The following is a 21,878-nucleotide window of genomic DNA, read 5'->3' as shown; positions in this document are numbered from 1 at the left end:
TTAAATTCCATTAATTTAGAATAATTTTAAAGGTGGTATCTATATGAATTATTTAAACTACACTCATCCAATTGAAACAATATCCTTGGTCGTTGAATCTACTCCAGTCTGGGAATCAATTCTAGGAATAACTGGATTCACACACTCGCAATTAAGACATACGTTTGAGTTTGACGAATGGTGGACAACGGGACAAAAATCTATGTCAAAATTACTCATTAAACATTTAGAAGTGATCGAGAAGACGAATTTGTGGTTTGGCTTAATATTGCTCCAGGAAAAATTTTCAGCTACTTCAATTATTGAGTTCTCTAAACGTCTTAATGAAATGACGATGAACGAATTTTATCGAACTGTTTTACCATATAAGGATCGTTTTTCTGAACCAATTCGAAAATCTCTCGCAGCACAATATAAAGACGGGGATTCTTTTGAAACATATGCCTCTTACTTTCATGGTCATGAATATTTAGAGGAATATGTTCTCCATCTTGGTTACTTATCACATCAAGAAATATGTGATTTATACAAGAGCATATTAGAAGAATGGTACAACTGGATCATAAAGAATCCGAAATGGGACAAATGGATACGCGCTTTGGATATTGAACAGAAACAATATAGTTCCCTGGAAAGTGATAAACCTTTGGAAATGATTGAAGTAATTACTCGAGGAGTCAAATATATTCCCGAGCCTTCCGTATGGACTGTCAAAATGATTCCTCAAGTAACGTATCGCCCATGGACATTAGTCATTAGAACACCAGATACAAAATTATACTTTTATCCTTTGAATGAAAAATATTTGTTAGAGGCAGGTAGCCCTTCTACGGAATTGGTTCGAGGACATAAAGCGCTTGGTGATGAACTTCGGTTAAAAATACTGTATGAATTAGTCAATAAAAACTCTTCGCTACAGGAATTGAGCAATCAATTTAATATTTCTAAGACGACACTTCATCATCAGCTTTCTTTATTAAAAGCGGCTAAGTTTATACAGGTTGAAAAAGGAGTCTACTCTGCCAATCTATCTCAGATTCAATCATTTTCTAAACGTCTCAATCAATACCTTGTTGAGCCAATATGAAAAAATACTCTAAATCCTTTAAAGCACTTTGGATAGGAGAAATTGTTTCTGAGTTTGGAGGTGCAGCAGGAGCAATTGTAAACGGATTATTGCTCTATGAATTGACGGACTCAAAGGAATGGATGGCTGCCATCTGGCTGATCTATTTTATTCCCTCCCTACTATTACAAGTAATAAGTGCACCATTTCTGAACCATGTCGTGAAGGAGAAAATGCTTCGCAATATTCAGCTAATCCGTTCATGTGCATACCTTCTTCCACTAGGTGGGTATTTAATAGGATCAGACATAGGAATTATGATCGGTTTGGTAGTACTTCAATTCATTTTGGGATTGATGCAACCCATTTTTGCCAGTCTATCATTTTCCCTACTTCCTGAGATTTGCAATGAGGACGAGCTTGTTGAAGCAAATGGCGTTTTGGACACTACGCTTCGACTCATGATTATTATTGCTCCAGGTGTAACCTCATTATTGTTACTGGTAATACCAATGCACTTTATTTATGGAATTTCCTCGATTATGTTTTTGGTTAGTTTTTTTGCACTCTCTCGAATACCTCGATCCAGTAAAAAAACCGTCGCAACGTGGACAAAAAAGTTTTGGTGGGAGGAAATGAAAGAGGGTTACCATACATTTTTTAAATACCCAAATTTATTGCGACTGACCTTCCTTTCATCAACTGTTCAATTTGCTGTAGGAGCAACAATAGTTTTAAGTGTGCCTTTTATAAGAGGTGTACTTGAAGGTCAACCATGGGAGTATGCCGTTTTCAAAGGTGCTTTTCCAATCGGTTATCTTATCGGGATGGTCATACTGACAAAAATACCGAAAAACAGTCAAACGATGTATGTTGGATTACTTGGAGGTGGTCTATCATTTATACTTCTGTTTTTTGTCCACTCGGTACCCTTCGCTTGGACCTGTGAACTATTTGGTGGAATGTTGTTCCCTCTATTTAATGCACAAAATGCTGCTATTTTTCAAAGAGAGGCTCCTCGGGAACGCTTGACACAACTAAGTGCAGTACGCTTATTTTTCTTCAGGGTGACGATGCCAATTGGGATTTTATTTGCATCTTCTGCATTTATCGATATCAGTACTCGTCTAACATATTTGATAATCGGAATGGTCATTGTCCTACCTGCTTTGTTTTACTTATTCACATCTTTATTGCAACCTAAAAGATTGATTGAATCTAATAAGACCTTTTAAAAAAGGCTATGTTCAGTAACGGGTTCTGCTTTCGAGTACTAATCCTAAAATAACATTTCAAAAGGAGTGTCAAATCGCATTGATTTCGACACTCCTTTTTTCTCGATTTATCGGAATTTTTCTACAACACGCATCCATTGGTACTACAAAACGCACTATTATTCATCAAAGTTTATGATGCAGTTTGAAATACTCTTTCAGTTATCTATAATAGCTCGGAAATGGAACTATCAATTAAATAATTCGGTTATTAAATAAGGCTATTTCACTTTGAAAGGTATTATTTTTTTATGATAAAGAGATTGTTTAATTTTGAGAATTTTGAAATAATTGGTATTAGTTAAGGGGTGGGATTGTTTTTTTGATAAGAGAAGAAACATATAAAAATACAATTGAAAAGTTGAGGTTAGAGAATGGCTGTAGTATACAGAAAATATAATGCTATAAATGACTATAAAAAAGTTTGTACCTTCTTAGAAAATAGTTATGAGTTTTATGGAACTAGGTTTGATAATAATCTAACGCTGTTTGAGTTTCAATGTGCACTTTCACTAGGATTACAAGAAAAAGCTAAGAGTATTGATGAAGTGCTAGATAAAGTATTTCTTTGGTTCGATGAAGATCAATTAGTTGGATTACTAGAAGAGGATGCATTTTGTTTGGCACAAAATTATAGGTTCCTTTTTGATGAAGTTGTTAAAGTTGGAGAAGAAAATTATTCTAACGCTGAAAACCTAATGGAATGGGAAGTTTACGAAAAAGATTTAGACTATGAGAATACCTTATTAAATAGAGGTTATTCAAAATCTGATGAATACTGGGTAAGAAGGGATTTTGAATTAACTCAAACACAAGTACCTGACAATGAGTTGCCTGAAGGATTCAAAATAGAATCAGTTCCAAATCTTAAAGAATTCGACGAAGTATATATGGCATATAAGCTATGTTATGGAATCTTATTTAATAAGAAAATACTTCAAAATTTAATTGAAACATCAACTTATAGAAAAGAGTTAGACTTAGTAGCAGTGGGACCAGATACGAACGTAGTAGCTTTATGTAGCGGAAGATATGAGGAAGCGAATAAATTAGTTACTATAGAAGCTGTATCTTGCTATCACGATTATAGAGAAAGAGGCATTAGTAAAGCATTATTAATACACCAGTTAAAGGCTGCAAAGGAATTAGGTGCGAATAAAGCTACTGTATATACTGCTATGCCAGAAAAGTATCCAGCCCCCAATAAGCTTTACGAATCAGTTGGCTTTAAACTAGTTGGAAGAAAATACGTTTGGAGAAAGGTTAACATCATATAGATTTGATGACATAGATTCAATCTATATAAAAGATAGAACTACAACTCAAAATGGTATGTATAACGATACACTCTAGATGTTGCATTTAAGAGGTACCAAGTGAAGTTATACACCATTAAAACAGATCGGTCAGAGGAATCAGCCACTGACCGTTTTTAGTGCGATTCTTCATTTCTGAACATATGCATTATTTTTCTATTCATAGCACACCAACACTAATCATCTCTATTAACAAACAGATATCGTCATCCTTCTTGATAATACATTGAATACAAGTCATTTAACGTGACTTTCCCAAAACTGAACTCTGTTATTTCATTTACTTTTAGAAATTCTACAACATTTCCTAGTTTCTTAGAATCATATCCGCGGACATCTATTAGAGTACTTCCATTTCGTAATGATTTTACGTCGGTTTCCGGAAATTCATTTGAAAGCTTTTCTTTTAAATGATCTGTCAGCTCTTTTATTCGAACGGTTGTGATTTCTCTTTCTTCGAAGCCTGGAGATATGTCATTCACATGTATTAACTCCCCATTTTTCATAAAGAAAATGCGATCCGCGTATTTCTCTAAGTTTTCCAATAGATGTGAAGCTACAATCACTGTTTTTCCTTCTGACTTCTTTTTAACAAGGATTTTCGAAATAAGTTCGACATGAGTAGGGTCTAATCCATTCATCACTTCGTCCATCAGCATCACTTGTGTATCTGATACAATTTGCATCGCAAAACAAAGTCTTTGGCGCATACCTAATGAATACGTCCCTGTATGTTTATGGACATACGACTCCATTCCTAATTCTTTAATTGTTTGGTCAATCAATTTTGGATTACTGTTCCACATGGATGAATAGATTTTCAAATGTTCTTTTCCAGAAATCTGATTATATAAGTCACTCTGATCAGGCATCATGGAGACTAGTTGACGAATTTTCACTTCATTCTTTTTAGTTGTATATTGTAATTCCTGATTTAAAATGACTTTTCCGCTACTCGGATTGATATAGTTCATAATGACATTCATAAGCGTAGACTTCCCGGTCCCATTTGGAGCTACCAAACCAATAATTTCTCCAGGTTTGAATGTAACAGAAACTTCTTTTAAAATGTCTCTACCTGTAAACTGCACACCAATTCTTTGTAACTCAATCATGTCTTCCCTCCATCTCTACCCGCTAAAGTAGTTTAAACTTACTTCGATTACTTATTAAAAAAGTGAAGAACAGAAACATACACGTACACAATCCGATAATGACTAGTCCATTTCCAAATGTGAGGGCTTCGGAAGCGTAGAGGTAATTGCGATACCCCGAAGTAATCTGGCCAACTTGAACATAGCTCGTTGGATACCAATGAAAATCTTTAATAGCACCAATTCCTCTAGTAAAACACATCAATTCTGCAAGTACTAAAACGCTGGCTACCAATAAATTTGCAAACTCATTTTTTAACATCACACTTGCAAGTAATACCAATGAAATAATAAGGGAAAACCAGAAAATAATTAATAGCATGTTTTGAATTAAATATTCCCACATCATCCTATTAGAAAAGATATCATCAGCTATATAAATAGGAACAGGCAAACCAAAATCACCGAATCCATTTTGAACACCAATGATGAATAGACCTACCGAAAGTGGGATTATTGCTAAAACGCTACCTATTAAGGAAACGGCGCCTTTAACCATCAACTTTCGCCAATCTGATAGTGGTAACCCTTGTAACAGCGTTGGATGCCGTCTATCCTTCAATACAATATCCACGGTGAAGAGTATACAGCTCACGATAAGAATTAACGGTATGTACGAGTTTAATAACCGTTGTAAGGTTTGTAACGCAGTCCGTTCCTCGAAAATATTGATAGTTAAATCAGAATTGACTTCTGTATACCCTTCGTAACGACTTGCATTATATAAATATCCAAAGTGCCCGTCCATCGTCGCATAATTATTTCCAAATGTGTAATACCCCGGATTGTAGTATAGAACCCCGCCTCCACGATAAAAAATCATGTTATCAGAGTACGCATACCACTTATATGTAGCCTCCGCATATTCTTTCAAATTGTTCTGATCAATCGCATCTAATCTTTGTTTATCGTATTCGTTCCATTTTGGAAATATTGCCGCCGCATACCTGGTTAAATGGTGCGTCCCATCATTTATCACAACATTGTTTAGAAATTCTTCCCTTGTTTCATATCGAGCCTCAATTTCATTTACATCAACTTTTTCTATCGGATTATAGGTTGGAGCTATTTTTATTGCAAAATAGCAAGAAAAGAAAAGGAGAATGATGTAAATGGCGATATTTTTTTTATTGCTAATGAATTGAAAAAATTCTAATTTAAAATATGCCCACATAATTTTCACTCTCCTAGACCCTTTTTAGTTTGCCAGTAGTCAAAAAGAACTTTACAGCGACTACCATTAAGACAATACTCATCCCGATATAAATAAGTCCATGTGTGGTATTGAGGACTACGGGATTTGCGAGGTCGAGTGTCTGCCCATTTAATAAGTGAGAAAAATTCATATAGTTAAATGGATTATACGGAATTAGATTCATCAAATTTGGAAATAGCATAGGGACAATAAATAATAACAATTCAACAAACAACGTCAAATACATATTCTTCAATAAGACATTCAGAATGACTGATAGAAGAATTGTGAAAATGGAGATAAGAATCATATATAGTAGCGCTACACCTATGTACTTGTAGATTGGATATACGGTAAATACACCATCAAAGACTGGAATTGGATAAGAAGGATTTCCTGCTCCTTTAAAAAATAACAATGGGAGGCTGAAAATAAATAACTCTACAATAAATACACCTACTATAAGCATTGTTGCGATACATTTAGCGATCACATACTTATCGAACGTAATCGGATAACCCTTGATTAATGACGTATGTTGAAAATCTTCTATCATGATTCCACATGTATAAATACTTATAAAAACAAACCACACCGAGCCTAACACTACAAATAAATAGGATAGAAATTGAAAGTATGTTAAAGAATCTATCGATAAAGGAATTCCCGGTTGATTCATATAGTCATAAAACACTCGATCCAACTGATTTTCTATTTTCGAAGGTAGATAACTCTCTACATTGTCAAAGCCCTCCATACCAAAGGATTTAGTTCTTAAATCAGCGAGTTCAATCGCTGCATCCATAAACAACTCTGGTCGATTCATTTTTATGGCCATTCTTTGCTTAGATACTAATAGTTGCTGGAGCACTAAATTTTTATATAGATTACTCCCATTCCCACTATCTGTAGCATCAACATTTTGATATTGACTCAACGCAGAAGATAATGATTGATATTCACCCGATTTTTCTTTAACCGCATTTCCTAAATCCTCCGTTTTCACGAAAAACATCAACCCAAATACAAATAAGGCCACACTAATACATGCGAAAATATTTCTTTTATTTGATCTCTCTAGGACAAAAAAGGTCTTTAACATGTTCCACATACATATCCCCCAAGCAAAAAATTCTTTTAAAGAACAGCATATTCTAATCTCTATCTGAAATATGATTCTATCAATCAGTAATTACCAATTTTTCTATATCATTCAACCATCATATATAAAAATTTGGTTATTCACAATATTCATTTTTCTTTTAGACATAAAAATACACCCCGTTAGATTCATATCTAACGGGGTGTATTGGGCAAATTTCTAATCAAATCTACTATATAAATCAATCAGTATTTAAATCCTATTCAACCGTAACTGATTTAGCTAAGTTTCTTGGCTTATCAACGTCACAGTCGCGGTGAAGTGCTGCGTAGTAACTGATCAGTTGTAATGGAATAACAGACACTAGTGGTGTTAGTAAAGGATGCACTTTTGGTAATACCAATGTGTCGCCTTCTTCTTCCATGCCTTCCATTGCAATAATACACGGATTTGCTCCACGAGCTACTACTTCTTTTACGTTTCCGCGAATGTTCAAGCTCACTGCTTTTTGAGTCGCAAGAGCGAAGATTGGCGTACCGTCTTCGATTAGGGCAATCGTTCCGTGTTTCAATTCGCCACCAGCGAATCCTTCTGCTTGAATGTAAGAAATCTCTTTTAGTTTCAATGCGCCTTCCATGCTGACAGCAAAGTCCAAGTTACGACCGATGAAGAATGCATTGCGAGTTGTTGATAAGAAGTCTCGAGCGATTTGCTCCATTTCTTCTTTAGAATCAACCATTGCCTGAATAGCATTTGCCACGATCCCTAACTCTTGAACGATATCGAAATCGACCTCACGTCCCGCTTTTTTCCCTGCAACTGCTGCTGTTAATGCAAGAACCGCGATTTGTGCTGTATATGCCTTTGTAGAAGCTACAGCAATTTCAGGACCTGCATGTAATAACAACGTGTGGTCTGCTTCACGAGATAGCGTAGATCCCTTCACGTTTGTTACTGTTAATGTTGGGTGACCAAGTTCTTTGATTTTCACTAGAACTTGACGGCTATCTGCTGTTTCACCTGATTGCGTGATGAACATGAACAACGGCTTTTCAGATAGTAACGGCATGTTGTAACCGAACTCACTTGAAATATGAACTTCTACAGGGATTCCAGCAATTTTTTCGAAGTATTCTTTCCCAACTAACCCAGCGTGATAGCTCGTTCCAGCTGCAATGATATACATACGATCCGCTTCATTCAAAGCCGTTAAAATAGCTTCGTCGATTTCAAGATTACCATTTTCATTTTGGTATGCTTGAATGATTTTACGCATTACAGCTGGCTGCTCGTCAATTTCTTTTAACATATAGTGAGGATATGTGCCTTTTTCGATGTCGCTCATATCTAATTCAGCCGTATATGATTCGCGCTCGATGACAGACCCATCTAATTTTTGAATTTCAACAGACTCTTTTTTAACTATTACCATTTCTTGATCGTGAAGTTCCACGTATTGGTTCGTTACTTGCAACATTGCCATCGCGTCTGAAGCAACAACATTAAAATCTTCTCCAAGTCCAACTAATAACGGACTCTTGTTTTTTGCAACAAAAATCGTTTGCGCTTCTTCTGAATCTAATAAAGCAATCGCATACGACCCGTGTAAAAGTGACAATGTTTTACGGAATGCTTCACCCGTTGTCATGCCATCTTTAGAGAACTTCTCGATTAGTTGAACAATGACTTCTGTATCTGTATCAGACTTCATCTCAACACCAGGTAAATATTCTTTTTGTAATAAATGATAGTTTTCAATTACACCATTATGAACCAATGTAAAACGTGCTGATTCACTTTGGTGTGGATGAGCGTTTAACTGATTCGGCACACCATGTGTTGCCCAACGTGTATGTCCAATACCTGTTTTAGCGTGAACATCTAGTTCAACTGCTTCACGCAAGTCAGCAATACGGCCTTTTTCTTTAAATACAGTAACACCATCTTCATTACGAACAGCAATACCGGCTGAATCGTATCCACGGTACTCTAATTTTTCTAAGCCTTTTAATAAAATCTCTTTCGAATCTAATTCTCCAATGTATCCAACAATTCCACACATAATATATAATCCTCCAATAGTTTAAATTCATCAAAAATAAGCGTCCTGCAAAGCGTGCAGACGCTGTAGATGTGCCCTCTTCTTCCTTTAATCGCAAAATCACTTTTACGGTTTAAGAACAAGAATTACGACCGGGCATCGCGGCCGGGAGGTATCCGCCGAATCTTCGATACTCCTCCTCCTCGTCTGCTGAAGATCCATTTCGTCCGATTTCTTCAGCTCAGGCGCTATCATTGTTTTCCTATTTTTGACGTGCGTTTTTTCACTCCTTTTGCACGGTGACGTAGTCAGTTGTCAATGACTTACAGTTACGTCAGCACACCTATCATACTGAATTCACGCACAAACGTCAATAAAGTACTTATACCCATGGCATGATACCTAAAAACCTATTTAAGCAGATTTCCATACTTTACTAGTTTTATGGTTTTATTAAAAGAATTGAAATCTGAGTACCGAGTCACTAAAAAACACGATTGTCTCCATCACAAGACAATCGTGTCAGCATGTTTACCAAGTAGCAATCGAACCATCTGTTCGTGATTCTGTACCACCTTGCAGGACTCCTGTTTCAGGGTTTCGCCAAATAATTTGACCGCGTCCAAAACTACCGGTGTCTGTAGCAACTTGGATTTGGTGCCCTTTTCTTGCTAAAGCCTGTGCTAGCTGATTTGGAAACTCTGGCTCAACAAGAACAGTTTTGCCTTGCATCCATTGCCAACGCGGCATATCAAGAGCAGCTTGTGGATTCAGTAGATAATCTACAGTATTCACAACGACTTGGAAATGCCCCTGCGGTTGCATATATCCTCCCATGACACCGAATGGACCCACGGCTTGCCCATCTTTCGTTAAGAATCCAGGAATAATGGTATGATATGTTCGTTTCCCTGGCTTCAAAACATTTGGATGTGCGTCATCTAATGAGAAGTCATGACCACGATTTTGCAAGGATATGCCTGTACCTGGTATGACAATTCCTGAGCCGAATCCCATGTAATTACTTTGAATATATGAAATCATATTTCCTTCTTCATCGGCTGCAGCTAAATACACGGTTCCACCCTTCGGTAATTCCATTGGTTCAGGTGTAGACGCTCGCTCTTGAATTCCACTCGCACGTTTTACTGCATAGTCCTCTGATAACAAGTTTTCCGTCGAGATGGGCATGTCGTCCCGTTCAGTGATAAAGGCTTGGCCATCCGTAAATGCCAGTTTCATTGACTCAATTTGTTGGTGATATGTATCGGCATTTTCCCACACAGGTTTTTGTAGTTGTTTATATAAATTCAGAGCCATCAATGCGATCATACCTTGACCATTCGGTGGAATTTCCCATACATCATATCCACGATAATTGGCTGATACAGGCTCGACCCATTCTGGTTTATAGCTCACTAAATCTTCTTTCGATAAATAGCCATCATGTTTATTCATAAAAGCATCAATTTTGTCAGCAAGCTCGCCATCATAAAAAGAACGTGCATTGGTTTGTGCAATTGAACGAAGTGTACTCGCATGTCCAGGTGAAGACCACATTTCTCCGATTTCTGGTGCACGGTCATTCGGTGCAAATGTCTCAAACCAAGAAGCAAATTCTGCAGAAGTAAACGTTGTTTTGTACTTCTCATATGCTAGCTTCCAGTACTTCCCTAGAATTGGTGTTAACGGATAGCCTTCTTCTGCATATCTGATAGCGGGTGCTAAAACTTCATTTAATGAAAGCTTCCCAAAACGCTCCGATAATTCTGCCCAAGCAGCAGGTACTCCTGGAACAGTAACAGGAATCACACCGAATACAGGCATTTTTTCATGTCCCTTCTCTCGGATTGCTTTAGCTGATATGGACTTTGGTGCTGGACCTGAGGCATTTAAGCCATGCAGTTTATCCTTTGTCCAAACAAGTGCAAATGCATCTCCACCAATACCGTTTGATGTTGGTTCCACAACAGTTAGCGCTGCAGCTGTTGCAATAGCTGCATCAATCGCGTTGCCACCTTTTTGTAATATTTCTAAGCCCGCTTGAGCTGCCAGTGGTTGCGAAGTTGCGACCATTCCCTTTTTTGAAAAAACGGTATTACGTTTTGCTGCATAAGGCTGATATAGATAATCCATTGAAAATCCCCCTTGAAATTAAAGTCTTTCGACTATCGTAACAAATTTTCAGACAAAAAGAAAAAACCAGTTCTCTCAAAAAGAGAAAACTGGTTTCAATTCTTATTCTGCTAAGCCCATTTCTGTACGCACAACTTCTGCAATACGTTCAACGTAGCGTTCGCAATCTTCTTTTGTTGAAGCTTCAACCATCACTCGCACTAGAGGCTCAGTTCCAGAAGGACGAACAAGTACACGTCCGTTTCCAGCCATTTCAGCTTCTACTTCAGCGATTACTGCTGCAACTGTTGCATTGTCCGTAACACCATGCTTGTCGGTTACACGAACATTCACTAGTTTTTGTGGGAATATCGTCATTTCAGCTGCTAGATCCGACAATTTTTTACCTGTTATTTTCATGATATTAACAAGTTGAAGACCCGTTAATAAGCCATCACCAGTAGTATTATAGTCTAAGAAGACAATATGTCCTGATTGTTCGCCGCCTAAGTTGTAACCGCTGTTTTTCATTTCTTCTACTACATAGCGATCACCAACTGCTGTTTGGACACTCTTCATGCCATGAGATTCAATGGCTTTATAGAAGCCCATGTTACTCATCACAGTAGAAACAACTGTATCATGCTTCAAACGACCTTCTTTGTGCAAATGCTTCGCACAAATATACATGATTTGATCACCATCGACTACTTGACCTTTTTCATCAACAGCAATTAATCGGTCGCCATCTCCATCAAATGCAAGACCAACATTCGCACCCTTATCTACAACGTACTTAGCCAATACCTCTGGGTGTGTAGATCCAACACCTTCATTGATATTTAAACCGTTTGGTGAAGCGCCCATTGTTGAAAGGTCTGCATCTAAATCAGCAAACACGTGAGTTGCTAAAGATGATGTTGCACCGTGCGCACAGTCTAAAGCGACATGAATGCCTACGAAATCTTCATCTATAGTTTGTTTTAAATAACTAATATATTTTTGTCCACCTTCGAAGTAGTCAGTAACAGAACCTAAATCTTTACCAACCGGTCGAGGTAGTTCATCATTTTCAGCATCAAGAAGTGCTTCAATTTCCGCTTCTTGGTCGTCAGACAATTTAAAACCATCTGAACCAAAGAATTTAATGCCGTTATCTGCTACCGGATTATGGGAAGCAGAAATCATAACACCCGCTTCAGCACTCATTACACGAGTTAAGTATGAAACTCCCGGTGTGCTGATTACGCCTAAACGCATTACTTCTGCACCAACAGAAAGAAGTCCCGCTACAAGTGCTCCTTCTAACATATGACCAGAAATACGTGTATCGCGACCAATTAAAACTTTTGGTCGATCAATTGCGCCTTTCGTCAGCACATATCCACCGATACGCCCTAATTTAAATGCTAATTCAGGTGTTAGTTCGCTATTTGCGACACCACGTACACCGTCAGTTCCAAAATATTTACCCATTATATATTCTCTCCTTCAAAAACCAAACTTAAGTGCGCTCAACGTTAACAGTGATAATCGGCGATGAAACAGTCCAGGTTCCATCTTCTAAACCTTCTACTTGAACATCTAATTGATTCTCACCCGCTAGGGCGTCACTTGCGTCTACGTATAATTGAAAATCTTTTTCTTCTAAAGCATCGAGGTACGTATTCAGACCTTTTACAGTTAATAATATCTGTCCATTCTCAGGTTCTAGAAATGAATACGAATCGGATTCAGTTAAACCTCGAACCACTATATTAACATCTTCAAAATTTCGTGACTCAATTAAAGCACTATCATCTTCAATTATTTCTTCATCCACAGGAGCAGGCGTAACATCCGCCGCTACTTCTATCTCTTCTTTAGATATTCTTGACACACCTTTTGGAACAGGGATTTTCACTTTAATTGTGCCCGATTTTTCCAAGGTGCTAACATCTACCTCTAGTGGAAGTGTATCAAGACTGTCGATGACTGCTTTATTACCAAATACTCGAACAGTCTTAGTTTTTGGTGTTAATTCATTAATCACTACACCGTCTTTAATCGTACCTGATTGCTGAAGAGAAATTGGAATCTCTCTGCTATATTCTTCAATTTCAACTGTAACCTCAACTTCTGCAGGCTCAATGGTAACATTCAGTTTTGACAGGTCCTTGTCCAAAACTTTGACACTTGCTTCTTGTGTAAATGTCTCATTTAGACCTTGATCTCCACCAACAGTTGCTTTGACATAACTAATGCTTTCAATAACGCTTTTTGCACCCGTGATTTGAACACGTTCCGGACTAGATTTCATGCTCGTCACCACAAAATTTTCTGCGAGTAAACGTTCATTAAACTCTGGATCCACCCGTAATTCTCTGGTCACTTTTTCTTCTATATTCACTTCAATATAGGCTGGATCTAATTTGGACTCTACTTTTTCATACAGGTTTTCCACTTGTACCATCACTTCGTGTTCACCCATATTTAAATTTCGCAAATCTACAAATACCGTAAAATCCTTTAATTGCTTCGCTGTTTGCACAAACGAAGTTGGCCCTTCAATTGTCATATCAACCGTTTCAGGAACTCCAGTAACAACTAAATTATCATCATCGTAATACACCTCTACAGGAATATCGCGAATAATATCTGTCATATTGCCGCTATTTGCTGCATTTAAGCTTTCGTCTCCTGATTTAGCCGAGAGAAACAAAAGCATGGCTAGAAGCAGCGCTGTGATTCGCAAAAACCACGGGCTATCCATCAATTTATCCATTCTTTTTCCCCCTCCATGACCACTTGGAGCTACTCACTAATTCAGGTTCAGGTCCAAACCAAACTTTGCGTAAGCGCGTTTCAAATTCTTCAATAGACAGGTTTCTATGAAGGTCACCGTTAGAAGTTAAGCTAACAGCTCCCGTTTCTTCTGAAACAATAATCGTGATAGCATCCGTTACTTCACTTATACCAAGTGCTGCACGATGTCTTGTTCCTAAATCTTTCGATATAAAAGGACTTTCTGATAGCGGCAGGTAACAAGCTGCTGCTGCTATTTTATTCTTTTGCATAATAACTGCTCCATCATGGAGTGGTGTATTGGGAATAAAAATATTAATTAATAATTCCGATGTCACTTCTGAATTCATTTGAATACCAGTTTCAATGTACTCATTCAAACCCGTTTCTCTTTCAATGGAAATCAGTGCACCAATTCGACGTTTTGCCATATAGCTAATTGATTTTGTCATCGCTTCAACTAAACGATTTTGCTCTTCTGCTTCTTGCAAATTCGATCGAGCGAATAACTTACCACGACCTAGCTGTTCTAGAGCACGTCGTAATTCAGGTTGGAAAATAATAATAATCGCTAAGAAACCCCAGTTGATGACTTCTTGCAGCAACCATTCGAGTGTATCTAAACCGAACGCTTCTGTTAATATTCGTGCAATGATAATCACAAAGATTCCTTTTAATAATTGAACAGCTTTCGTTCCTTTTATTAACGTAATAATCTTATATATGACGAACCACACTAATAACACATCAAGTATATTAACGAGCACGTTTACCGGCGTTAAATCTGTAAATTGGTCAATAAACGGCATGTGGCACCCCCCGCTCTTCTACACGTATTCATATGGACTAAGTATAGCATAAAGTGTTGTTACTCTGCTTTATCCAAATGAAAAGCCTACCCTGAATGGGGAAGTCTCTGTAATGAAGATAAAAGAATAAGAGTTCATTACAAATGAGGATGGTCGACTATTTTCGCTTTTCGTATATGTAACGCTAGTCTCCTCTGCTCATCCGTCTCTGACAGCTGAGCCTGTGGGTTCTAGCTTGTTACGTTTTTCCGCAGGAGTCTTTATAAATAGCCGACCACTTTCCTACTAATTTAGTTTGCAGAGTCATGCTTACAAATGGTGAATGTAAGTGTATCTAACACTTATTTAAAAGGGACAATTTTTACAATGAGTTAAATTCCACATATTTAACGGTAAGAAAATCTCTCTTGAAAAGACTTTATTTCATTTAAACGAATTTTTATCTAAAGCGATTTCAGTTGATTGAAATGTAGGCGGCGACTCCAGCGGAATCAGCAAGAACTGAAGACCCTGGACTGAGCATCGCGAGGGAAGCGGCTGAAGTCTTGCCCGCGGAAAGCGTCCGCCGAAATGGAAATCAACATTTTTCCCCCAAATGAAAAGCCTACCCTGATTGGGTAGGCTAATTTTCTTCATTTATTCAAACAAGGACATCATGTCGCTTGCTCCGTCTTTCATCTTGTACCAAAGCCAATCGAAAACTTGATCGATTTCTTTTATTTCACCTGTTACATTGGCTGTTGAAGCCATATAATTGTCGCCGCTAATATTCCCATTAATAACCGTCACATTTCCATTTACTTTTCCTTCAATTTGTAAGTCCCCATTTTTAACCACAAGGTCACCTTCAATGGTCTCGCCGGCAGGAACGATTACTTTTTCCCCTTCGACTACAAGATTCGGTTGTTTAGTAAATGAAAAGTGTTGATCTTCATTAAAACTTGAAAATAAAGTGGCACTCATTAAAATCATAAACAAGGCTGCCGCACTTAACATGGGATGGCTATGAAACCAACGCTTCATACCTGCACGAGATGGCTCTTTCGGCAATCTTGCCGTTACGGCTGCCGTAAAATCATTCGGTGCTGCGATATGTGACGCGCTTTGTACAAATGCCACGACTTTACTTAACTCCTGCAAATGCTGTTGACATGATGGACATGTAAGCAAATGGGATTTAAGCTCCAGTTCATGTTCACGGCTAATTTCGCCATCTAAATATTCATGCATATAGTGAACGAAATGATCTGGACACCTATTCATCGTGATACCTCCTACATATTACTTAATTGTTTCCGTAGCGCTTCTCGACCTCTGTGGATTCGTGTTTTCACGGTTCCAAGAGGCATATCTAAAATATCGCTAATTTCTTGAAGTGGCAAATCTTCCATATATTTTAAAACAATCACTGCACGGTATTTATCTGGCAGTCGACTAATTTCATACTGAACACGTTCCTGCATTTCCATTTTCAACACTTCGTCTTCCGGTAATACATCGGTCGAGGCGATTTGCGAATACATATTCAAACCTTCCGCACCCGCAACCTCCGCATCTAAGAAATAATCCGGCTTCTTCTTTCTTATACGGTCGATACACAAATTGGTTCCAATTCGGTACAACCAAGTTGAAAATTTTCTTTTTGTATCAAACGTATGTATGTTCACAAATGCTCGAACAAACGCTTCTTGCGCTATATCTTCTGCTTCGTGTTTATTTCCAAGCATCCGATAGCACACGCGATACAATTTATCTTGATACAGTTCGACAATCTCCGCGAATGCGTTTTGATCGCCTTTAAGAACTTCTTTTATTCGTTTATTGACCAACGCATCCATCGTGATTTCCCCTCCGCTCAAGCGGCTGTCTTACTTATACGCACTAAGGTATCGACAGGTTTCATTTTTTTATCTATTTTTTTAATTATATCAAAATACATTTCAAAATACTTACATTTATTGAAAAAGAATTTATTGTTTAGAACATTCAATATGTTGAAATAAAAACAACCCAGTACTCTCATTTACAAGAATACTGGGCAATGTAAAGATATGATTATAGTAATTTTTCGCCGAATAAAGAGCCCATCAATGCTACAGCAACGTCCGCTGTTTTATTCTTTTCGTCTAAAATTGGGTTTACTTCAACAAATTCAGCCGAAGTAATCATTTCAGAACTAAATAGCATTTCCATCGCTAAATGGCTTTCACGGTAGCTTATACCACCTGGTACAGGTGTTCCAACGCCTGGTGTATAAATTGGGTCAATTCCATCTAAATCAAGAGACAAATGAACACCATCTACTTCGCGGTCTTTTAAGTACCACATAGCTTTGTTCATAACTTCGGTCATTCCTAATTTGTCGATTTCGTGCATTGTAAATACTTTAATACCTGTTTGTTTAATCAATTCACGCTCACCTGGATCAATCGAACGAGCACCGATAATGACAACATTTTCAGGCTTGATTTTTGGAGCAAAACCACGGATGTTAACTAATTGCTCATGACCTAGACCAATGCTGACTGCAAGAGGCATACCATGAATATTACCTGAAGGTGAAGTATCACCCGTGTTTAAATCTGCATGCGCATCATACCAAATGACGCCAAGATTTTCATAACGGTCACCTAGTCCAGCTAACGTTCCAATCGCAATACTGTGATCGCCACCTAAAACAAGTGGGAATTGACCATTTTCCATTACTTCATGTACTTTATTCGCAAGTGATGTACTTGCGTCTGTCACTTCTTTTAAATTGCGAAGGTTTGTATCCGTTGGTGCTGTTTTTTCTGCAGCAGCAATTCGAATGTCACCCTCGTCTGTCACTTTATGACCAATTTCTTCTAAGCGTTCTACAACTCCCGCATAACGGATTGCGCTAGGACCCATATCAACCCCGCGACGATTTTGTCCTAAATCCATAGGTACACCGATTAAAGATATATTTAAATTATTCATCATTTTATACCTCCCCATTTACTTAACTCTATTGTAAATGGCGGAAGGCACTTGGCTCAACCTAACATTATTATGCATATTTATTCATATTATTTAGTAGTTGTTCTTTCAACTGTGGCCACTCATCATTAATGATCGAATAGACTACCGCATTTCTAGGCAAGCCAGTTGAACGAATGCGTTCATTGCGTAATATGCCCTCTTTACTGGCACCAATTCGTTCAATCGCTTTTTGAGAACGGAGATTGTCAGCATCTGTTTTAAACTGCACTCGAATAAACCCCAACGTCTCAAAAGCATACGAAAGCAATAAATATTTGGTTGTCGTGTTCACATGTGTTCGCTGATAATTCTCTCCATAGAAAGTCGATCCAATTTCGCAAGATTTATTCAAAAAATCGATAGTATACATACGTGTTGAACCCATAACTTCGTTCGTTTCTGAGTCAACCACTGTATACACAATCGTGCCGTCCGATGTAGTCATTTGACTTAAACCTGCGTCCATCCATTTTTCAAATTCTTCGTAAGTTTGCAGTTGATTGAGCATATGGGTAAACGTTTCTGGCTTCGTTATACGCCATAAGGCTGCGCTGTCGCTTTCCTGCATAGGGCGCAAAGTCACGTTGTTATGAATTAAAATCGACGTCATCTTTAAATCTCCTTACGAATGCTTTTCTTCTATCATACAAAAGATTTGCCCACATATACCGATTGCGGTCTAAATATCGTACGATCATCGATTTGTTCCATTGCATGAGCTGTCCACCCGACAATGCGTGCCACACTAAATGTCGGTGTAAATAGAGCGGCATCCATTTGAATAGCTCGCATAATGGCTGCCGCATAAAATTCAACATTTGTGTATAAATTCCGACCTGGTTTATGTTCATTGAGTATTTGAATAATTTCTTTCTCAGCATATGAAGCCAAGTCTAACCATTTATCATCCCCTTGAAGTTCTAGACATTTTTCTCTCAGTAAGATCGACCTCGGATCTTCTGTCTTATAGATTCTGTGACCAAACCCCATGATGCGCTCGCCTTTTTCAAGTTTGCTTTCAATCGTTAATCTCACGCGTTCTGTTGACTGAATTTCATCAAGTAAATCCAACACACCAGATGGTGCACCTCCATGTAACGGACCTTTCATGGTTCCTAGAGCCGATACAATTGCAGATGGAATGTCTGATTCAGTTGAGATTGTCACTCTCCCAGCAAAGGTAGATGCATTCATGCCATGCTCCATCGTTAACATCAAATACGTCTCTAGCGCAGCTACTTCTGTTGAAGTTGGGGATATCCCTGTTAATAAGTATAAATAATTTGCAGTATGACCTAATTCTTCATTGGATTCTAAAGGCTCTAAATCTTGATTTTGACGATATAAAAATGCCACGATTACAGGCAATGCCGCGGTTAATAAAACCGATTGATCATAAGATGAATTTTTCAGAAAATTCGGCGTCGCATAAGCGGATACAGCTGTTCGAACCCCATCCATAAGTTGAAGATTTTTAGGTAAAGTTCGAAGCAACTGGATAACATGCTCCGGTAACTTCCGTCCTTCTAAAAATAAGGACGAGGGCTTACTATGCACACCTGTCCATAAGTAGGTGGATAACTTTTCAAAACTAGCGTTTGCAATGAGGTTATCCACAAGTTCTCCACGATATCTTAATTCTCCTTTTTCACCGTTTACCGATGCAATTTTTGTCTCAACTGCCACCACATCTTTTAATCCTTTTTGAAACATATATACCGCCTCCTATATATCAAGTATATGTCCTTCTGTTGATAATAAAAATTGAAGATATATAATTGATTCAATAAGAATTATTAATCGAAGGTAGGCATTCATATGGAATTACAATGGTTAAAAACGTTTACAGTAGCTGCGGAAACTTTGAACTTCAGGAAAGCATCTGAGCAACTAATGCTCTCTCAACCAAGCGTAACTATCCACATCAAATTATTAGAAGAGTTTTTAGGAATCGCCTTGTTTGAGCGAATAAATAATCGGGTGACCTTAACGAATGCAGGTAAACTCTATGTAACGGAAGCACAAAAAATTCTTCATCAAATGGAAGAAAGCATCCAACATATACACGCGTTTAAACAAGGCTTTCGACATAAATGGACGATTGCCATATCTCCATTAGTTGCTGAAACCATTTTTCCTTCAATTTTACGCACATTTATAGAAAAGCATCCACAACTTGAAATTACAATACGGGTAGAAGATTCACAATTAATCGAAGAACTTGTGGATAACGAGATTGTTCATATAGGTATTTCGGCTTTGCCCACAACTTATAAACATATTCAGTCCATTCCGATCTTCGAAGAGTCCCTTCTGTTAATTGGTCCTAGAGATGCGTATGACGACGAAGCTGGACCTCCAATTGATAGTCTCGAGTATTTACAGTCACTGACCCTTTTCACCCATCACCACCCTGTATTTTGGGATGATGTTTTAATAAGACTTAGAAAAGAAGTACCAGGAGTTCGGACAATGAAGGTTTCTCAAGCCCATATAACAAAGCGCTTTATTCAAGAAGGACTTGGAATATCCATCCTGCCACACTCAATCGTACGTAGAGAACTACTAGAGGGGCGAATCATGCATATACCGTTTGATTTATTTGAGCTTCCTAAGGTATCGACTTATGTGGTGGTAAAGAATAAACGAGATTTAGAGGAGGAATTTATCGATTTGTTGTCGACTTATTATTTTGGATAAGATCGTTTTGAATGATTTATAAAATAAAAAAAACGCTTGGAATGAATGAACATTCCAAACGTTTTTATGATGGAGCCTAGCGGGATCGAACCGCTGACCTCCTGCGTGCAAGGCAGGCGCTCTCCCAGCTGAGCTAAGGCCCCGAAAAATATGAAAATAAAAGTGAGCCATGTAGGATTCGAACCTACGACCCTCTGATTAAAAGTCAGATGCTCTACCAACTGAGCTAATGGCTCAAAAATGGCTGGGGTACCTGGATTCGAACCAGGGCGTGACGGAATCAAAATCCGTTGCCTTACCGCTTGGCTATACCCCAATGCGATTAAAAAATGGTGGAGGGGGGCGGATTCGAACCGCCGAACCCGAAGGAACGGATTTACAGTCCGTCGTGTTTAGCCACTTCACTACCCCTCCAAGGGTAAAAAACTATGGTGGAGGATGACGGGCTCGAACCGCCGACCCTCTGCTTGTAAGGCAGATGCTCTCCCAGCTGAGCTAATCCTCCGTTAAAAAGAATGAAAAGCTGCGCATTTCGTTGTCAATTCACGCATTCATGTCAGTCACGTACGTTTGTACGCTCTTTCACTCATTTGATCATTTCCTAGAACTACTTGCTTTTGATTCTTTTTACGTACTGGTTAAAGTTACGTAAAAAGTATAAATGGTGACCCCTACGGGATTCGAACCCGTGTTACCGCCGTGAAAGGGCGGTGTCTTAACCGCTTGACCAAGGGGCCTCTTATGTATAACGAGTATGTATTTGGAAAATAAGCTTCCAACCGGGCTCGAACCGGTGACCTCTTCCTTACCATGGAAGCACTCTACCTGCTGAGCTATGGAAGCAAGATAAGTGGCTCCGAAGGTAGGACTCGAACCTACGACCAACCGGTTAACAGCCGGTTGCTCTACCACTGAGCTACTTCGGAATAGAAATAAAAAAGCATAGATTCGGTCTCAAACAACTTTCCCGATTAGGTAATCATTGCCCGGAGAAACCAATTTAGTTTTTCTTAATAGAAATAAAAAAGCCTAGCGACGTCCTACTCTCACAGGGGGAAACCCCCAACTACCATCGGCGCTAAAGAGCTTAACTTCCGTGTTCGGTATGGGAACGGGTGTGACCTCTTTGCCATTATCACTAGACTTTTTCGTTGAACCAAGTTTAATTATAACAATTATACCTTGAGTTTCAACAGTATTTGCTATTAAATTGAAAGATTGCTCTCTCAAAACTGGATAAATCTTCATTGAAAGCATTCACATTCATTATGGTTAAGTCCTCGATCGATTAGTATTCGTCAGCTGCACGTGTCGCCACG

General features: G+C 38.3%; 17 protein-coding genes, 8 tRNA genes and 1 rRNA gene. 4 read left to right on the top strand and 22 right to left on the bottom strand.

From position 1 onward, the window contains the following. The first annotated feature begins 43 nt into the window (after positions 1-43). From ACHUE4_RS04155 to ACHUE4_RS04145, 3 genes are all read left to right on the top strand, one after another. Positions 44-1,087, top strand: a complete 1,044-nt coding sequence (locus tag ACHUE4_RS04155; protein ID WP_394188120.1) for an ArsR/SmtB family transcription factor — start codon at positions 44-46, stop codon at positions 1,085-1,087. Further along, positions 1,084-2,301: an MFS transporter gene (locus ACHUE4_RS04150; protein ID WP_394188119.1), complete on the top strand. Its 1,218-nt coding sequence runs from the start codon at positions 1,084-1,086 to the stop codon at positions 2,299-2,301. The genes ACHUE4_RS04155 and ACHUE4_RS04150 overlap by 4 nt, the downstream gene beginning before the upstream one ends. A 413-nt stretch (positions 2,302-2,714) precedes the next feature. Beyond that, positions 2,715-3,617 (top strand): GNAT family N-acetyltransferase, encoded by a 903-nt coding sequence (locus ACHUE4_RS04145; RefSeq protein ID WP_394188118.1) that lies wholly within the window; start codon positions 2,715-2,717, stop codon positions 3,615-3,617. 245 nt (positions 3,618-3,862) lie between these two features. Here the strand turns inward: ACHUE4_RS04145 and ACHUE4_RS04140 are convergent, their stop codons facing one another. The 13 genes from ACHUE4_RS04140 to ACHUE4_RS04080 form a co-directional block, all read right to left on the bottom strand. After that, positions 3,863-4,771 (bottom strand): ABC transporter ATP-binding protein, encoded by a 909-nt coding sequence (locus ACHUE4_RS04140; protein WP_394188117.1) that lies wholly within the window; start codon positions 4,769-4,771, stop codon positions 3,863-3,865. Positions 4,772-4,793: 22 nt separating this feature from the next. Continuing rightward, on the bottom strand, positions 4,794-5,984 hold the full coding sequence (locus tag ACHUE4_RS04135) for an ABC transporter permease (protein ID WP_394188116.1): 1,191 nt from the start codon (positions 5,982-5,984) through the stop codon (positions 4,794-4,796). A 13-nt stretch (positions 5,985-5,997) separates the two neighbouring features. Further along, entirely contained in the window at positions 5,998-7,116 is a 1,119-nt protein-coding gene (locus ACHUE4_RS04130) for an ABC transporter (RefSeq protein ID WP_394188115.1), read from the bottom strand. A gap of 250 nt (positions 7,117-7,366) precedes the next feature. Beyond that, positions 7,367-9,169: a glutamine--fructose-6-phosphate transaminase (isomerizing) gene (gene glmS / locus ACHUE4_RS04125; protein WP_394188114.1), complete on the bottom strand. Its 1,803-nt coding sequence runs from the start codon at positions 9,167-9,169 to the stop codon at positions 7,367-7,369. Positions 9,170-9,679: 510 nt separating this feature from the next. Beyond that, positions 9,680-11,284 carry a gamma-glutamyltransferase family protein gene (locus ACHUE4_RS04120; RefSeq protein ID WP_394188113.1) on the bottom strand — a complete coding sequence of 535 codons (1,605 nt, stop codon included), beginning with the start codon at positions 11,282-11,284 and terminating at the stop codon, positions 9,680-9,682. A 102-nt stretch (positions 11,285-11,386) separates the two neighbouring features. After that, positions 11,387-12,739, bottom strand: a complete 1,353-nt coding sequence (gene glmM, locus ACHUE4_RS04115) for a phosphoglucosamine mutase (RefSeq protein ID WP_394188112.1) — start codon at positions 12,737-12,739, stop codon at positions 11,387-11,389. A gap of 28 nt (positions 12,740-12,767) precedes the next feature. After that, positions 12,768-14,027: a CdaR family protein gene (locus ACHUE4_RS04110; RefSeq protein ID WP_394188111.1), complete on the bottom strand. Its 1,260-nt coding sequence runs from the start codon at positions 14,025-14,027 to the stop codon at positions 12,768-12,770. Beyond that, positions 14,020-14,856: a diadenylate cyclase CdaA gene (cdaA, locus tag ACHUE4_RS04105; RefSeq protein WP_394188110.1), complete on the bottom strand. Its 837-nt coding sequence runs from the start codon at positions 14,854-14,856 to the stop codon at positions 14,020-14,022. Before cdaA ends, ACHUE4_RS04110 begins: the two co-directional genes overlap by 8 nt. A gap of 636 nt (positions 14,857-15,492) precedes the next feature. Further along, the gene (locus tag ACHUE4_RS04100; RefSeq protein WP_394188109.1) at positions 15,493-16,119 is read right to left on the bottom strand and encodes a zf-HC2 domain-containing protein; all 627 of its coding nucleotides are present in this window, start codon (positions 16,117-16,119) and stop codon (positions 15,493-15,495) included. An 11-nt stretch (positions 16,120-16,130) separates the two neighbouring features. After that, positions 16,131-16,694, bottom strand: coding sequence for an RNA polymerase sigma factor SigW (sigW, locus tag ACHUE4_RS04095; RefSeq protein ID WP_394188108.1), 564 nt, complete (start codon positions 16,692-16,694; stop codon positions 16,131-16,133). A gap of 217 nt (positions 16,695-16,911) precedes the next feature. Continuing rightward, positions 16,912-17,817 carry an arginase gene (rocF, locus tag ACHUE4_RS04090; RefSeq protein WP_394188314.1) on the bottom strand — a complete coding sequence of 302 codons (906 nt, stop codon included), beginning with the start codon at positions 17,815-17,817 and terminating at the stop codon, positions 16,912-16,914. A gap of 70 nt (positions 17,818-17,887) precedes the next feature. After that, positions 17,888-18,469, bottom strand: coding sequence for a GNAT family N-acetyltransferase (locus tag ACHUE4_RS04085; protein WP_394188107.1), 582 nt, complete (start codon positions 18,467-18,469; stop codon positions 17,888-17,890). A 32-nt stretch (positions 18,470-18,501) separates the two neighbouring features. Continuing rightward, positions 18,502-19,572: a citrate/2-methylcitrate synthase gene (locus ACHUE4_RS04080; RefSeq protein WP_394188106.1), complete on the bottom strand. Its 1,071-nt coding sequence runs from the start codon at positions 19,570-19,572 to the stop codon at positions 18,502-18,504. 105 nt (positions 19,573-19,677) lie between these two features. Between ACHUE4_RS04080 and ACHUE4_RS04075 the strand changes: the two genes are divergently transcribed. Then, complete coding sequence (locus ACHUE4_RS04075; protein WP_394188105.1) at positions 19,678-20,559, top strand: LysR family transcriptional regulator; 882 nt, start codon at positions 19,678-19,680, stop codon at positions 20,557-20,559. Between the two features lie 70 nt (positions 20,560-20,629). On the opposite strand, the gene ACHUE4_RS04070 is transcribed toward ACHUE4_RS04075, so the two are convergent. From ACHUE4_RS04070 to rrf, 9 genes are all read right to left on the bottom strand, one after another. Further along, positions 20,630-20,702: transfer RNA gene (locus ACHUE4_RS04070), tRNA-Ala, on the bottom strand. Between the two features lie 20 nt (positions 20,703-20,722). Then, positions 20,723-20,795: transfer RNA gene (locus tag ACHUE4_RS04065), tRNA-Lys, on the bottom strand. Positions 20,796-20,800: 5 nt separating this feature from the next. Further along, positions 20,801-20,875 (bottom strand) — tRNA-Gln (locus tag ACHUE4_RS04060). 14 nt (positions 20,876-20,889) lie between these two features. Beyond that, positions 20,890-20,973: transfer RNA gene (locus tag ACHUE4_RS04055), tRNA-Tyr, on the bottom strand. Between the two features lie 15 nt (positions 20,974-20,988). Further along, a tRNA-Val gene (locus tag ACHUE4_RS04050) sits at positions 20,989-21,064 on the bottom strand. Positions 21,065-21,221: 157 nt separating this feature from the next. Next, a tRNA-Glu gene (locus ACHUE4_RS04045) sits at positions 21,222-21,296 on the bottom strand. 33 nt (positions 21,297-21,329) lie between these two features. Then, positions 21,330-21,402 (bottom strand) — tRNA-Thr (locus tag ACHUE4_RS04040). A gap of 8 nt (positions 21,403-21,410) precedes the next feature. Beyond that, positions 21,411-21,485, bottom strand: a tRNA-Asn gene (locus ACHUE4_RS04035). A 101-nt stretch (positions 21,486-21,586) separates the two neighbouring features. Further along, positions 21,587-21,702: ribosomal RNA gene (gene rrf / locus ACHUE4_RS04030) — 5S ribosomal RNA — on the bottom strand. Positions 21,703-21,878: the final 176 nt, after the last annotated feature.

This window comes from Paenisporosarcina quisquiliarum (assembly GCF_043641925.1).
GTDB lineage: Bacteria > Bacillota > Bacilli > Bacillales_A > Planococcaceae > Paenisporosarcina > Paenisporosarcina quisquiliarum_A.
This window is presented reverse-complemented; position numbering and strand designations above follow the sequence as displayed.

Bases quoted from the DNA above. Each gene is read 5' to 3' on its own strand.
- ACHUE4_RS04155 (WP_394188120.1), top strand. From the start codon at position 44: ATGAATTATTTAAACTACACTCATCCAATTGAAACAATATCCTTGGTC.
- ACHUE4_RS04150 (WP_394188119.1), top strand. From the start codon at position 1,084: ATGAAAAAATACTCTAAATCCTTTAAAGCACTTTGGATAGGAGAAATT.
- ACHUE4_RS04145 (WP_394188118.1), top strand. From the start codon at position 2,715: ATGGCTGTAGTATACAGAAAATATAATGCTATAAATGACTATAAAAAA.
- ACHUE4_RS04140 (WP_394188117.1), bottom strand. From the start codon at position 4,771: ATGATTGAGTTACAAAGAATTGGTGTGCAGTTTACAGGTAGAGACATT.
- ACHUE4_RS04135 (WP_394188116.1), bottom strand. From the start codon at position 5,984: ATGTGGGCATATTTTAAATTAGAATTTTTTCAATTCATTAGCAATAAA.
- ACHUE4_RS04130 (WP_394188115.1), bottom strand. From the start codon at position 7,116: ATGTGGAACATGTTAAAGACCTTTTTTGTCCTAGAGAGATCAAATAAA.
- glmS (WP_394188114.1), bottom strand. From the start codon at position 9,169: ATGTGTGGAATTGTTGGATACATTGGAGAATTAGATTCGAAAGAGATT.
- ACHUE4_RS04120 (WP_394188113.1), bottom strand. From the start codon at position 11,284: ATGGATTATCTATATCAGCCTTATGCAGCAAAACGTAATACCGTTTTT.
- glmM (WP_394188112.1), bottom strand. From the start codon at position 12,739: ATGGGTAAATATTTTGGAACTGACGGTGTACGTGGTGTCGCAAATAGC.
- ACHUE4_RS04110 (WP_394188111.1), bottom strand. From the start codon at position 14,027: ATGGATAAATTGATGGATAGCCCGTGGTTTTTGCGAATCACAGCGCTG.
- cdaA (WP_394188110.1), bottom strand. From the start codon at position 14,856: ATGCCGTTTATTGACCAATTTACAGATTTAACGCCGGTAAACGTGCTC.
- ACHUE4_RS04100 (WP_394188109.1), bottom strand. From the start codon at position 16,119: ATGAATAGGTGTCCAGATCATTTCGTTCACTATATGCATGAATATTTA.
- sigW (WP_394188108.1), bottom strand. From the start codon at position 16,694: ATGGATGCGTTGGTCAATAAACGAATAAAAGAAGTTCTTAAAGGCGAT.
- rocF (WP_394188314.1), bottom strand. From the start codon at position 17,817: ATGAATAATTTAAATATATCTTTAATCGGTGTACCTATGGATTTAGGA.
- ACHUE4_RS04085 (WP_394188107.1), bottom strand. From the start codon at position 18,469: ATGACGTCGATTTTAATTCATAACAACGTGACTTTGCGCCCTATGCAG.
- ACHUE4_RS04080 (WP_394188106.1), bottom strand. From the start codon at position 19,572: ATGTTTCAAAAAGGATTAAAAGATGTGGTGGCAGTTGAGACAAAAATT.
- ACHUE4_RS04075 (WP_394188105.1), top strand. From the start codon at position 19,678: ATGGAATTACAATGGTTAAAAACGTTTACAGTAGCTGCGGAAACTTTG.